This window comes from Bellilinea sp. (assembly GCF_034432615.1).
GTDB lineage: Bacteria > Chloroflexota > Anaerolineae > Anaerolineales > Anaerolineaceae > Bellilinea.
Map to the genome: position 1 here is coordinate 1 of NZ_DAOUBL010000280.1, position 12,898 is coordinate 12,898.

The 12,898-nt window shown below is 58.4% G+C and carries 12 protein-coding genes; all 12 read right to left on the reverse strand.

All coding sequences use genetic code 11. The annotated features are described in order from the left end of the window. The coding region (locus VAE48_RS12755; protein ID WP_322793712.1) for a hypothetical protein at nt 1-357 on the reverse strand (357 nt) is incomplete at its 3' end. A 144-nt stretch (nt 358-501) separates the two neighbouring features. After that, complete coding sequence (locus VAE48_RS12760) at nt 502-1,839, reverse strand: hypothetical protein (RefSeq protein WP_322793713.1); 1,338 nt, start codon at nt 1,837-1,839, stop codon at nt 502-504. A gap of 69 nt (nt 1,840-1,908) precedes the next feature. Further along, entirely contained in the window at nt 1,909-2,775 is an 867-nt protein-coding gene (locus VAE48_RS12765; protein ID WP_322793714.1) for an SDR family oxidoreductase, read from the reverse strand. A gap of 100 nt (nt 2,776-2,875) precedes the next feature. Next, nucleotides 2,876-3,448, reverse strand: a complete 573-nt coding sequence (locus tag VAE48_RS12770) for a flavodoxin domain-containing protein (protein ID WP_322793715.1) — start codon at nt 3,446-3,448, stop codon at nt 2,876-2,878. 104 nt (nt 3,449-3,552) lie between these two features. After that, entirely contained in the window at nt 3,553-4,194 is a 642-nt protein-coding gene (locus tag VAE48_RS12775; RefSeq protein ID WP_322793716.1) for a response regulator transcription factor, read from the reverse strand. 350 nt (nt 4,195-4,544) lie between these two features. After that, the gene (locus VAE48_RS12780; RefSeq protein WP_322793717.1) at nt 4,545-5,192 is read right to left on the reverse strand and encodes an O-methyltransferase; all 648 of its coding nucleotides are present in this window, start codon (nt 5,190-5,192) and stop codon (nt 4,545-4,547) included. Nucleotides 5,193-5,255: 63 nt separating this feature from the next. After that, nucleotides 5,256-6,485 (reverse strand): glycosyltransferase family 4 protein, encoded by a 1,230-nt coding sequence (locus VAE48_RS12785; protein ID WP_322793718.1) that lies wholly within the window; start codon nt 6,483-6,485, stop codon nt 5,256-5,258. Nucleotides 6,486-6,488: 3 nt separating this feature from the next. Further along, nucleotides 6,489-7,634: a glycosyltransferase family 4 protein gene (locus VAE48_RS12790; RefSeq protein WP_322793719.1), complete on the reverse strand. Its 1,146-nt coding sequence runs from the start codon at nt 7,632-7,634 to the stop codon at nt 6,489-6,491. Beyond that, nucleotides 7,631-10,198 (reverse strand): SMC family ATPase, encoded by a 2,568-nt coding sequence (locus VAE48_RS12795; RefSeq protein ID WP_322793720.1) that lies wholly within the window; start codon nt 10,196-10,198, stop codon nt 7,631-7,633. Before VAE48_RS12795 ends, VAE48_RS12790 begins: the two co-directional genes overlap by 4 nt. Then, complete coding sequence (locus VAE48_RS12800; protein ID WP_322793721.1) at nt 10,195-11,517, reverse strand: hemolysin family protein; 1,323 nt, start codon at nt 11,515-11,517, stop codon at nt 10,195-10,197. The genes VAE48_RS12795 and VAE48_RS12800 overlap by 4 nt, the downstream gene beginning before the upstream one ends. Next, nucleotides 11,514-11,996 carry a hypothetical protein gene (locus VAE48_RS12805; RefSeq protein WP_322793722.1) on the reverse strand — a complete coding sequence of 161 codons (483 nt, stop codon included), beginning with the start codon at nt 11,994-11,996 and terminating at the stop codon, nt 11,514-11,516. Before VAE48_RS12805 ends, VAE48_RS12800 begins: the two co-directional genes overlap by 4 nt. Beyond that, nucleotides 11,993-12,793 (reverse strand): exonuclease subunit SbcD, encoded by an 801-nt coding sequence (locus tag VAE48_RS12810; protein WP_322793723.1) that lies wholly within the window; start codon nt 12,791-12,793, stop codon nt 11,993-11,995. The genes VAE48_RS12805 and VAE48_RS12810 overlap by 4 nt, the downstream gene beginning before the upstream one ends. Nucleotides 12,794-12,898 lie beyond the last annotated feature (105 nt).

Genomic DNA, 12,898 nt, shown 5'->3' on the forward strand with positions numbered 1-12,898 from the left:
GACCAGTCTGACCTCAGCAGGCTGCCCGGAAAGCGGCAGGAACTCCAACTCCAGCCGCACTGGCAGTGCAAACAAATGCCCCGGCGGGGCGGGGTAAATCAGATGCAGCACCACCGAGAGCAGCAGTCCCGCCCGCCATAGATTGCTGCGGCGGACAAAATTCCCCCACCATTCGGTCAGGGAATATCCCCGGCGGCGCGCAAAAAACCAGACCCCCGCGCTCAAAGCCCCGCCAATTCCCGCCGCCAAAGCCAGCCGCCGCAGGCTCAGCACGCCAACCGGCTGCAGGAAGAGCAGGTAGGCATTCAGTCCAAAACTGAGTGCCAGCATCACAAACAGGCCTGTGCTGGCTGCCACTCGAGGTCGGTGTTCCACTCCTGTTGACTGGATCATCCCGCTGTGAAAACTGGTCCAATAGGGTCAGAATCAATCAGGGGAGGAGGGTAGGGAGCCTCCTCCCCCTAACCGGAAGCGATTACCTTGGCTTCCAGTGCCGGTTGGCTAAGGTTGAATTTGAGAAAAGATCTCCGCCGCAAAGTTGAGTACATCCTCTTGCTGGGAGGAAGACACCTGACCATCCCCCCGCCCATACCAGTTCAATGAGTATTCAAAACCATCGGTTACCCCATCGCTGCGGCGAGCGTCAAAAGGCGCAAGCTGATCTGCCCAATTATACAACATTTTCAACTGATCTGCTGAAAGGCGCAATGACCCGCGTGAGGCAGGCGGGGTGCTTTTACAATCGGCGGCGTACGCCCAGCCGCTCTCGTAAATTTCCAGCGTGTCGCAAAAACCGGCAATTCCGCCGCTGCGCTGCCACAAAAGCAGGCGGTATTGGTCAGCCGGTTGCCCGGCGCGCACTTCGGCCGCTGCCAGCCCCGCCCAGGCCGCCAGGGCGCGGCCCTCTTCCACCGCAGGCTGACCTGTACCGCGCCCTTGAAAGGACAGCCAGCCGTAGGGTGTTTCCATTTGAAACGATGCAAACTGGCGAATCCACTCTGCCAGTTCCAGCGGACGCTGTAAATTGACAAAAGACCGCCCTTCGAGCACACTGCCACACGCCCCGTCCGAAAGGCCGCCCAAGCCAACCTGAATAATTCGACAATCCTCACCCTGGGAACCGGAGATCAGAATCAGGTAAGACTGCCCATCATCCGCACTCTTGACTCCAGCCTGCCGCAGCTGGCTGCCATCGCCATTGGTGTGATAAATGTACTGCAAACCCTGCACGGCAAAGACCACCCGAAAACCGTTGATGACCTCCGGCTGGCATTCCTCCCCTGCCTGGGGTAAACCCAAACAGGAATCCTGCCACTCTGCCGCAAGTGCTTCTACCAGCACCGCCTCGGCGGGCATGGCAAGTGAGAGCCGTTCCGCCAGATGACGACGGGCAGCCGTTACGGCAGCCTCTTGAACGGCCGGCACCGGGCGGATGCGCCCGCCTTCCAGGTCGGTGCGAAATTCAAAGAATTGATCACCGGCTTGCAGCCCCACCAGATAGCCCGGCACAATTTCTTCGGTACAGGCTTCCTCTTCGGCACCCAATCCAAGGCAGCCATCCGGCCAATCGGCGGATTCTACGCGAATCACGCTGATGGTGGTTTCATCCAGACCCAATGATACTGCCAGAAGCTGACGGGCAGCCAGTACCGCCGGGGGAAAGAAGGACGAATCGGGCGGCAGGTTATTTTCCTGCACCGGTGTAGGGGTCAGCACTCGTGGGTCATACCAGCCGGGCAGGGGTGTTTTTCGATCCACCGGCGGGGTTTGAATGGCTTGCGTACAAGCCGCAAGTGACATCAGCAGCATAACCATCCCAATCAGATTTTTACGCCACATAAATACTCCTGTCGCTGAAATTTTTCGACGACAGGAGTATTATAACCCGCCCGCTCACTCAGGCGTATTTCAGGCGGTCTTTTCCTTCAATCCGGTCAGTTCCAGACTGACCTCCCACAAACGCCGGGCGGTTTCCTCATCTTGTGAAATTTTGGAAGACTCAACTGCCTTTTTCTGGTCGAAGTACCTGCCGGTGATGCCTTCCACCTCCGGCGAGGTGGCCAGGTAAAGCGTAGTTTCAGCGCCCTGTTCGGGAGAAATTGCCCCAACCCGCTGAACAAGGCTCAACCCCAAACCAATCAGCCCGCCATTGTTTTTACCAAACTGAGTGGCCACAAAGCCGGGGTGCAGGCAGTTCACGGTGACTCCGCTGCCTTGCAGACGGCGCGCCAGTTCGTAGGTAAACAGCACGTTCATCAACTTGCTGTTGGAATAGGCGCCCCAACCGCTGTAACTTTTTTCGGCATTCAAATCGTCAAAATTGATTTTTCCGCCAAAATGGGCAGCAGAGGATACATTGATGATCCGCGCCGGTGCGCTTTTCGTCAACAGATCGAGCAGCAGGTGGGTGAGCAGAAAATATGCCAGATGATTGAGTGCAAAGGTCTTCTCCAAACCATCAGCGGTCAATTCGCGTTTGGCAAAAAATGCTCCGGCATTGTTAATCAGCACATGCAGCTGGTCATAGCGATGGCGGTATTCGGCGGCCACCCGGCGCACCTGCTCCTGCTCCGAAAGATCCGCAATCAGAAAATCCACTCTGGGGTTATCACTCTGCTCGCGTATTTCCCGAACGGTTTGTTCCGTTTTTTGCGGGTTGCGCCCAATGATGATCACATGCGCACCCCGATTAGCCAGTTCCAAGGCGGTCACTTTGCCAATTCCATCCGTGCCGCCCGTAATCAGCACTTTTTTACGATCCACTGTCCAGGTCATTTTCACTTCTCCTTTTCCGGTAATTACCCTGACGATTGGATTATAAACAGGCGCTGATGAAAATCGCAATCTCAGCAGCGGGAAAGATTATACAAAGGGTTTACAGTTTTTCGGGCGGCAGGCGGACAGGCAGGGATGGCTGGCACATCCCGAATAAAATTTTACCCATCTTCTGCCCCCATTCGCGGATGGCCTCCCAATCGCGCCAATCTCCCGGCTTAAGCGCGGCTTGCCCGCCGTGGACGGCGTGCTGCAACATTTCTTCGCTGACCCTTCCGGCAAACATGCCCACTTCCAGGGGACGAAATTCCGGAAAGGTGCGGCGGATCTCCTCGTAGGCCTGCCGGGCAGCCTCGCGGTTTTGAGGTGTATCCTGACACAGGCTGCCGCACAGTTGAAAAACCCCCATCAGGCGCAGGCGCAGGGTAGCGCGCTGCGCGCTCAAAAAGGCAATTGCCTCCGGCAGCCAGCGGGCATGGCGCACCGGACTGCCGAGCACCACCGCCCAGTAGGGACGCAAATCACGCACCCGCTGCACTGGCGCAACATCCACCCGGCCGCAAAACTGCCCGATTTCGTAGGCAATCACCTCAGCCACTTCCGCCGTAGAACCTGAACGGGTCGCATAGGTGACCAGAATGGCATCCTTTGGCATCCAATTCGACGTTTCCACCAACGACCTCCGGCAAAATTTTAGCCTAAAACACCCAAATGTGCACGTTCAGGGGAAGGGTTTTTCTCCCCTGCACATGGGTAGGGGTAAACCTTTCTTCCGGCTTATTCAACCAACCGCTGCTGAAGCGCAAAGGCAACCGCTTCGGTTCGGCTGGAAACTCCCAGTTTTGACAGAATATTACTGACGTGAAACTTGACCGTCGAGGGGCTGACCACCAGTTTGGCAGCGATTTCGTTGTTGCTCAAACCGCGCACCATCCAGATCAGCACATCCCGCTCGCGCTCGGTCAATTCAAACACGGGGGCAGCCGGGCGGGTGGCCGCCTGAATCAGCACCTGCGCCGCCTCCGGTGCCAGCGTAGAACGCCCGGCATGCGCTGCGCGGATGGCCTGGGCCAGTTCATCCGCCGAAACATTTTTGAGCAGATAACTGATCGCACCTGCCTGTAAAGCCGCCTGCACCAGCGTATCCTCACGGAAACTGGTCAGCGCAATGACTTGAATGTGCGGGTATGCCTCGCGAATCTGGCGGGTTGCAGCAGCACCGTCCATTTCCGGCATGACCAGATCCATCAAAATCACATCCGGTTGGAGTGCAGCGGCGCGCTGAACGGCCTGCCGCCCGTTTTCTGCCTCTCCCACCAGTTCAAGATCATCAAATGCCATCAAAAACGCGCTCAAACCACTGCGTACTACGGCATGATCATCCACCAGCATCACCCGAATGGGCGCCGATTCACTCATGATTTCATCCTCGACCCAATCTTAGAGCACACCAACCATTGTTATTAATTTTACCCGCAAAACACCGGAAGAGCGACTGAAAATTGCTCCAGGACTTTCTCAAAGTCGAAAACGGTCAAACAGCAGCCGGCGGGTGCTGACCGATGTCTTATTCGGAATAATCCACTGATGTGTCAAATTGAGCGATTTTGCCCCCTCCTGCGCCTCCCCCAATATCGCTTTGGCGATATTGGGGGAGGTGGGTGGGGGTTCGTGTCGCCAGAATTCGAGTTTCGATACAACGGTTTAGGATTGTCAAGGAACTTTGAGAAAGCCATCGAAATTGCTCCCCATCATCAAAACCGCCTCACTTACTTTTTAACCGCAATCAGGGTGCCATCCCCGGCCGGATAAAGATGCGCCGCTACCCTTTCATCCCGTGCAACCCTTAAATTAAAACTGCGCACAGCCTCGATGATCGGGCTGCTGACATTACCTGCCACACTCCCGCCCCATAAAGCATTGTGCGCCGCAATCACCCCGCCGGACGGCAGGTGCCGCAAAGCCCATTCGTAATATTGCGGATAGCCTTCTTTATCGGCATCCAAAAAAATCAGGTCGTATGGCGCAAAGGCGGCCGCTTTTTTGAGCATCAGGTTGGCCTGCCCTATCAGCAAACGAATTTTGCCCTCCACTCCTGCCAGCGTAAAATTGCGCCGCGCGATTTCGGCGTGGACTGCTGACTTTTCAATGGTGACCAGGTAACCGTCTGCCGGCAGCGCGCGCGCCATCCAGACGGTGCTGTAACCCGCCAGGGTGCCAACCTCCAGCACCCGCCGCGCTCTGCACAGGCGCACCAGCAGCGCCAGAAACGCCCCCTCTTCAGCGCTGACCGCAATCTGCGGCAGGCCCTGTTCGACGGTCTGCTCCCGAATCTGACGCAGGACTTCATCCTCAACAGCAAACAGACTGGCAATATACGCCTGAATCTGCTCAGACGGTGGAGTTTCAAGAGACATGAGAAAAACCTCCAGAGAGAACAAAGAAACGAACAGCCATCAGCACACTTTTTGTAACCGAACTTAGGCCTTTACCCGCTGTACAACCCGATCATAGAACTCCTTCAGACGCAGGCGCATTTGCTGAACTTCTGCCCGCTCGGCAATCAAACGCCGATGGAATTCGGCTGCCTGCTGCAGCAGCTGCGGGCTGCTCAGCGCCTGCACCACCGCCGCCGCAATCGAATCGGCTTTGTGTCCCTCCACCAGCAGCCCGTTGACGCCCGGCGTGATCCATTCCCGCAGGCTTTCCAAATCGCCTGCTACCGGAAAACTGCCGCAGGCCATGGCTTCCAGCAGGGTGTTGGGGGTGCCGTCGTGGGTGGTCACCGAAACCGAAACCGCGCTGCGCGCAAACAACCCCCACAACTGCGTTTGCGGCAGGGATGGCAGCAAAACCACCCGTTCATCCAGATTCAAACGCCGTTTCCATTTTTCTGCTTCTTGTTCTCCCTGCATGGCGGGACAAACAAACACGGTATGCGGATGGTGCTGCAATACCAGTGGAATGGATTGAAAGAACGCCGCCGTACAGGTGTAGGCGCGCACCCCGCGCGGGTTGATCACCATCCATTGATGGGGCGGGATGCGCGCTTCCAGCTCGCCGGGCAGCGGCTGAAGCCCCTTCTGCATGCGCTGCAAATCAATCCCCCCGCTGGTCGGGATGAGCAGGCTGGGACGCTCCTGTGCAAAGCCCCACGCCCGCGCCAGGCGCAGATCACGCGCCGCATCGGCGTGCAATCCATCCGCCCGTTGCAGGACAGCCCGTGTCCAGCGAGACATTTGGGGCGTGGCGGGCGCATGCAGGGTCAGGTCATTGCCCCAAATGGAAACCGCCAGCGGCAAATCCTGCGGTGTGGCAAGCGCCAGGATACCCTCAAATGGAATACGCAAGGCGTGGACAACATCCGGCTGAATGGCCGCTAACGCCTGGCGGTAGCGCCGTGCCGAACGCGGCAGGCTGAGCGGCGCCAGCCGGTAGCGCAGCGGCAGCAAAATGCGGCGCAGGCCGGCCACCCAGCGGCGTCGGGCGGAAGTGGCTGCCTTACCCCCGCCTGCGCCCGCAGAAGAAACAGCCTGTCCACCCGTCAGCCCGCTGAAGGCAACCGGCAGCACGGCAAAGTGGGCTGAATCGGGCGGCGGCGGACAGGGAAACGTGGAAACCAGCGAAAAGGTCAATCCCAGTTCACGCAGGTTATCCAGCCAGCGCAAGGTAATCGGACTGCGCCCATCGGCGACCAGCAGAATGTGCATGGCTCAATCTCCGCCTGAATTGGGCCGGTTCAACGGGTAACCACAATGGTCTGCGGCCAGTTCAACCGCCCGCGCAAAGGCGGCGACCATCGCTTCCAGATTGACCCGCCCGCGCACAATCTGATAGGAAACCAGCCCCATCCGGCGCAGACGGGCCGGCTCGGACAGCGCATCCTGCAGGGTTTCGCGCAGGGCTGCCACATCGCCGGGTGGCAGCAGCCAGCCGTTTTGCTCCGTAACCAGCTCGGACTGGGTGCCGTCGGCTTCACCCACCACCACCGGCAGGGCATAGGCCATGGCTTGCTGCACCGCCAGTCCGCCGCTGCCGGGCAGGACAAACAGGTCGGCCTGCTGAAAGAGCGGTTCCAACTCGCTGCCGAAAAGTGCTCCCCAAAAGCGGGTGTTGGGATAAATGCTTTCAGCCAGCGCCTCCAATTCAGCGCGCACCGGCCCCTCACCCACAATCCACACCTCCGGCTGAACCTGCTGCGGCAGGTCTGCACAGGCGCGCAGCAACAAATCCACCCGTTTACGGGCCTGCAGCCGTCCCACATACAGCACGCGCGGCCGGCCGGCCTCGAACTGCGCCGGGCGCTGGGACGGCGGCTGAAGCGGACGAGGCGCAACCGCATTGGGCGCCACCACAATCCGCTGAGGGTCGAATCCCAGCCGGGCGTACTGCGCGGCGCCGCGCTGGGAATAAGCGATCAACGCATCGAAGCGGATTATGAACCGCTGCCAGATTACCTTTTCCAAACCGGCCCGATCGCTTTCCGCCAGCGGCGCGCCCAATCCCCAGCCAATCAGCGGACGGCGGCGGCGCATCCAGCGCATCATCAAGGGTGTGCTGAGGTAACGCGGGTTGGCTTCCAGAATCAAGACTTCCGGCTGCCATGTTTCCAGCCAGCTGCGCCAGCCGGCCTGCCAGCACAGGTAAAACCGCCCTCCAAACAGGTGCAGGTTGCGCGCCCGGCTCAGCTCGGCGGATTGAAGCGTCCGCTGGGATTCAACCGCTTCGCCGGGACGCGGCAAACCGGCAAATACCCCCAGCCCGCGCGGGCAGGCCACCCCCAATGCCTCAAAGAAAGGCGCGCGGTAATTGGGTAAAATGCGTTGTTGAATACCCACCCGGATCGGAATCAGGCTCATAAGGTCAGCACCCGCACGGTCGAGCCGTGATTGTTCTTCTCAACCTCAATCCGCGCCGGGAAGGCATCCTTCAATTCATCCAGATGGGTGATGACCAGAATGCAGGCAAAATCCTCTTTGACCGCATTGATCGCCTCAATCAACCGCTGGCGGCCTTCGGCATCCTGACTGCCAAAGCCCTCATCTATGAAAAGCGTTTGCAGGCGGGCACCGGCCCGGTTTGCCAGCACATGCGAAAGCGCCAGTCGAATGGCAAAATTGACGCGGAAGGCTTCGCCGCCGGAGTACATCTCATAAGGACGGATGCCGGCCGAATCGCTGATGATGATATCCAGGGTTTCTTTTTTGTCCTGCCGTTTTTTGTCCTTGTACTCAGCCTGGGTTTCAAAGCGGATGTTCATGCCACCGTTGGAAAGCTGGCTGAGAATTTGATTGGCACGCGCTTCAATTTCCGGCAAGGCTTGCTCAATGAGCAGGGCCGGCACGCCGTCCTTGCCAAAGGCGCGGTCGAGGATCTTCAAGCGGGCAATCAGGCGGGCGCATTCCTCCCGCCGGTTGTGGTTTTCCTTCAAGCGCGCGCGGACGCTGACCAGCACATTCACCTTTTGTTCGGCGGCGCCAATTTTGTAGCGCAGCTGATTCTCTTCATCTTTCCGGGCAAAGAGTTCCTGTTCCAGCGCCTGCAAGTCAGGCAGGTCTGCCGACTCCCGGCGGTACTTTTCTTCAATCTGCTCGTATTCGGCGCGCAGCTGTTGAATCTGGATTTCATCCTGCCGGGTTTCCTGCTCCAGCTCGGCAATTTGATTCAGCAAGGGTTTCAACTGGGCGCGGGCGGCTTCCAGCTGGCGCAGGGCCTGTTCCGCGGTGCGGGCTTGCTGCTCAGCCCGCCGGGCGGCTTCGTGCTCTTGCGGGTCATATCCCAGCCGGTCGAGTGCCTTTTTGATTTCGGCAATTTTTCGGCGGGCTTCCGGCGCAAACTGACCGCTGGTCAAAATTTGCTCCACCTCTTTCAGGCGCGCTGCCGGGCCGCGCTGCCACTCCTGGCTTCGCTCTTCGATCTGCTGAATACGCGCTTCCAGCGCGCTCACCTGCCGCTGATTGGCTTGCAGGTCCAGATCGGCGGTCTGGGTTTCTTTCAGGTGTTTTTCCAGCTGCTGCAGGCTGCGCTGGTACTGCGCCACCTGCTGTTGAAGGTTTTGAGCCGCCTGCTGGGCTGCTTTGCGTTCCTGCTCCAGCTGCTTGAGCAGCGCTTTGCGCTCGGCTGCCCCCAGCGGCTGGCCGCACAACGGGCAGACACCGCTTTGTTCATCGGCATGCAGCCGTTCCAGACGCTCTGTCAGCGCGTCCATCTTCTCCTGCCAGTAGCCAATTTCAACCCGCCGGCTGGCGAATTGCTCTTTCAGTTCCAGCACTTGCTGTTGGATTTGCTCCCGCTCCTCAAGGCGGGCTTTCAGTTCCTGCTGCAGGTCCATCAACCCCTGCCGTTTGTTGCGCAGTTCAGCCAGCTGGTCTAGCTGCTGCCTGACCTGATCTTCCTGCTGCTGCAGGCTGCGCAGTTCTTCCTGCAGACGGGCGCGTTCGCTTTCCAGCAGGGTTTGCGGTTCAACAAGCTGCTGTTGTAACTGTTGAAACTGCTGCGCCAGTTGATTCCAGCGCTCCAGTTCGGCACGGCTTGCCTGCCAGGCGGCATAGGCTGCCTCAATCACCTCAGCCTGTTCCAGTGTTTCTTGCAATTGGTCTGCCTCGCGGCGGCGTTCTTCCAGCCGCTGCAGTTTGGCGTTGTGCTTCTGCTCGGCACTGTTCAGGCGGTCAGCCAGCATGTTGACCATGCGGTGCTGCTCCTCCAGCGCCGCCGCCAGCCGGCGCAGGTCATCCAGCCGTTTTTCCTGCGCTTCCCGCAGGGCGGAAACCTGTTTCAACTCTTTTTTCAATTCCGCCAGTTTCTTCCGGCGTTCCTCTTCTTCGGACAATTCGGCTTCGGCTTCTTTGATTTGCTCATCAATACTGCCCAACTGCCATTCGGCGTCCCGCAGCCGGTTTCGGGCAGCCTCGCGGTAAGCTTCCCACACTTCCAGTCCCAGAATATTGGAAAGGATGCGTTTGCGGTTGGCGGCATTCTGCTGGGCAAACTGATCGGCTTTGCCCTGCAGGAAAAAGGATGCGTTGATGAAGGTCTGGTAATCCATGCGCAGCACCGAACGGATGCGTTTTTCGGTTTCGGTCAGGGAATGCTCGGTCAACGGCTTCCAGACACCCTGCTCGTTGAGCGTGTAAAACTCCAGCAGCGCAGTTTTGTGGCGGACTTTGCTGCGCTGCACACGGTAATGATTGTTCTCATATAAAAATTCGTAAATGACTTCTGCGGCATCTTCCTGATTATTGATGATCGCATCATCGCGGCGGCGGGCTTCTCCAAACAATGCCCAGGTAATCGCATCCAGCAGGGTGGATTTCCCCGCGCCATTGTGGCCGGTAATCGAAGCCAGCTGCAGTTCGCTGAAATCAATCTCTACCGCCTGGCGGTAGGAAAGAAAACCCTTTATCTGCAAGCGAAGCGGAATCATGGATCAGTTTCCTCCGGCAGTGTGGGCAGGCGGCTGATCAGCACCTTATCAATTCTGCGCCCGTCCATGTCCATAATCTCAAAAGAAAAATCCCCCCAGGTAAAGCGCTGACCGGCAGCGGGGATGCTGCCCAGTTGACTGAGAATGAAACCCGCCAGCGTTTGATAACCGATCCGTTCTTCTTCCGGCAGCTGCTCGGTTTCCAGCAATTCTTTCAAGGTGTCCACCGGCAGCAGGCCATCCACCAGCCACGAACCATCCTCGCGCTGCAGGATCTGCGGGCCGCCATCCAGGCCGGGGCCGGGCATTTCGCCCACAATGGCGCGCAGCACATCATACAGGGTGACCATTCCCAACAGACCGCCGTATTCATCCAGCACCAGCGCTTCATGTACGCCGGCGGTCTTAATCAATTGCAGCACCTTGAGGGCCGACATGCTGTCCGGCACAAACAAGGGCGGCTGCAAGAGCGATTTGACCTCAAAAGGCTCTCCGCTGACCATTTTACTGAGAAAGTCCTTGGCAGAAAGGATGCCGCTGACATTATCCAGATTGCCCTGTGCCGCCGGAAAACGGCTGTGGCTGCTTTCCAGAATATCCTGCAGGATTTCCTGCGGACTTTCGTCCAGATCAATCCATTCAATTTCGGTGCGGGGAGTCATGATCGAATCAATGTAGCGGTCGCCCAAGCGGAAAACACTCTCCACCATGTCCTGCTCGGCTTCCTCGAACACCCCCACCTGGGTACCCTGCTCCATCAGTACTTTGATTTCTTCCTCGGTTACCGGCGGTTCATTCGATGGACGAATGCCCAAAATCCGCAGTCCAAGGTCGGTGGAGGCACTCAACAGACGAACCAGCGGAAAGGTGATATTGGATAGAAAACGCATCGGACGGGCAACCGCACTGGCAGCGGCTTCGGGGTTGTTCATCGCCAGCCGTTTTGGAATCAACTCGCCAATGATCAGTGAAAAATAGGTCAGCAGAATGACCACCAGCGCCAGCGCCAGTCCGCCGCTGTAAGGCGCCAGAAAATCCACCCGCGCAATCCAGGCCGCCAGCCGGTTGGCCAGCGTTGCACCGCTCAACGCGCCGGCCAGAATGCCGATCAGGGTAATGCCAATCTGCACCGTCGAGAGAAAACGGTTGGGTGATTCGGCCAGTTCCAGCGCAGCCCGCGCAGCCGCGTCGCCGTCCTCGGCCTTTTGCTGCAAACGCACCTTGCGCGCCGAAACCATGGCAATTTCCGAGAAAGCAAACAATCCGTTTGCCAGCAGCAGCAGAAAAATTAAGCCGATTTCAAGAATGGGATTGTTCATTCGGATTCAACGGGAAATTCGATGGTTGAAGATTCCGCCTGATGAATGATTTGTTCGGCCAGTTGTTTGAGTTCCTCGATGTGTTCGGGTGGTTCACCTTTGGTTTCCCAGTATAATTCGAGCAATTCCAGGGGGGACTTGGCCGCAATGTTTTCAACCTCACCCATGCGCCCGCGGGCCGAAACGTGCGGGCAGCGTACCAGTTGAAAATCAAACGCCAGTTCGGCATGGCGGCGCAGGCTGACCTCGTCAATCAGCGCGTCCCAGTCGCGCGGGTAGTCAATTGCCAGCCGCACAATCGCATCGCGGAGTTCTTCGCGCGGCGGCAGCGCACCTGAAATACGCTCCATCACCGAAAGGCTGCCGTCGCTGGCTGCGGCGGCCGCATCCATCAGGTTGACCGTTCGGTCAACAAAACGCCGGCCGTGCAGTTCGCGCCAGTCCAGTTCCGTTTTGCCCTTTTCCACGCTGGCAATCACAAAGTACTTGCGGTCATTCGCCTCCCCAAAATCACCCGCTCGATCGAACCGGGATACACCACCGGCGGATGGCCGCCCTCGTTCAAATTCTGGCGCAGGTGAATATGACCCAGCGCCACATAATCCAACCGGTTGTCGCGCACCAGCGAACCCGGCAGCACCAGATCATTGCCCAGCATGATGCTGCGTTCTCTGCCGTAGCGCGCGCCCTGCACGGTCGCATGGGCCGCCAGTACGGTGGGCAGGTTGCGGTCGGTCTGCCTGAACCAGTCCTGCACAATTTCCTGCAAACGCTGTTCGATTTCCTCATGGATTTTTTGCGGCTCGGTTGCGCTGATCTGCAGGTGCGCCATCAGCGAAGAACGCGAAATCCACGGGATCGCCATGATTTGCAGCGGTAAACCGAACAGGTCATCCGGCCGCAGCAGGCGCGGCTTGTCAATCACCAATACATTTTCCACTTCCAGCGTCTGATATTCCTGTAAAGCGTGCGCCCGCCCCAGCGCCGGAGAAAGATCGTGGTTGCCAATCAGCAGCACGCAGGGAATGCCGGCACGGCTGAGACGGATGATGCGCCTGCCCCACTCACGCTGGAAGGTCGGTGCCGGGGTGCGGTCTTTGTAGGCATCCCCGGCAAACAGCACCAGATCAACGTTCTCCGCAATGGCGGTATCCACAATCGTATCCAACGCTTTCAAAAAGTCCAGCACGCGCATGGGCAGGCCGCTTTGCGGGTCATGCCGGCCGTAATTGGCAATATCTATGTGAGCATCGGCAAAGTGCAAAATGCGCAGCATGGTTTAACTCCCCTCATGGCTGGATTCCGAGCAAATTTGCCAGTTCAACTGCCGGTGTAAAACCGGGGTGATATTCCAGCGCTTTGCGCACGTCCTCCGCCGCGC

Bases quoted from the DNA above. Each gene is read 5' to 3' on its own strand.
- VAE48_RS12795 (WP_322793720.1), bottom strand. From the start codon at position 10,198: ATGATTCCGCTTCGCTTGCAGATAAAGGGTTTTCTTTCCTACCGCCAG.
- VAE48_RS12810 (WP_322793723.1), bottom strand. From the start codon at position 12,793: ATGCTGCGCATTTTGCACTTTGCCGATGCTCACATAGATATTGCCAAT.
- VAE48_RS12775 (WP_322793716.1), bottom strand. From the start codon at position 4,194: ATGAGTGAATCGGCGCCCATTCGGGTGATGCTGGTGGATGATCATGCC.
- VAE48_RS12800 (WP_322793721.1), bottom strand. From the start codon at position 11,517: ATGAACAATCCCATTCTTGAAATCGGCTTAATTTTTCTGCTGCTGCTG.
- VAE48_RS12780 (WP_322793717.1), bottom strand. From the start codon at position 5,192: ATGTCTCTTGAAACTCCACCGTCTGAGCAGATTCAGGCGTATATTGCC.
- VAE48_RS12785 (WP_322793718.1), bottom strand. From the start codon at position 6,485: ATGCACATTCTGCTGGTCGCCGATGGGCGCAGTCCGATTACCTTGCGC.
- VAE48_RS12790 (WP_322793719.1), bottom strand. From the start codon at position 7,634: ATGAGCCTGATTCCGATCCGGGTGGGTATTCAACAACGCATTTTACCC.
- VAE48_RS12765 (WP_322793714.1), bottom strand. From the start codon at position 2,775: ATGACCTGGACAGTGGATCGTAAAAAAGTGCTGATTACGGGCGGCACG.
- VAE48_RS12760 (WP_322793713.1), bottom strand. From the start codon at position 1,839: ATGTGGCGTAAAAATCTGATTGGGATGGTTATGCTGCTGATGTCACTT.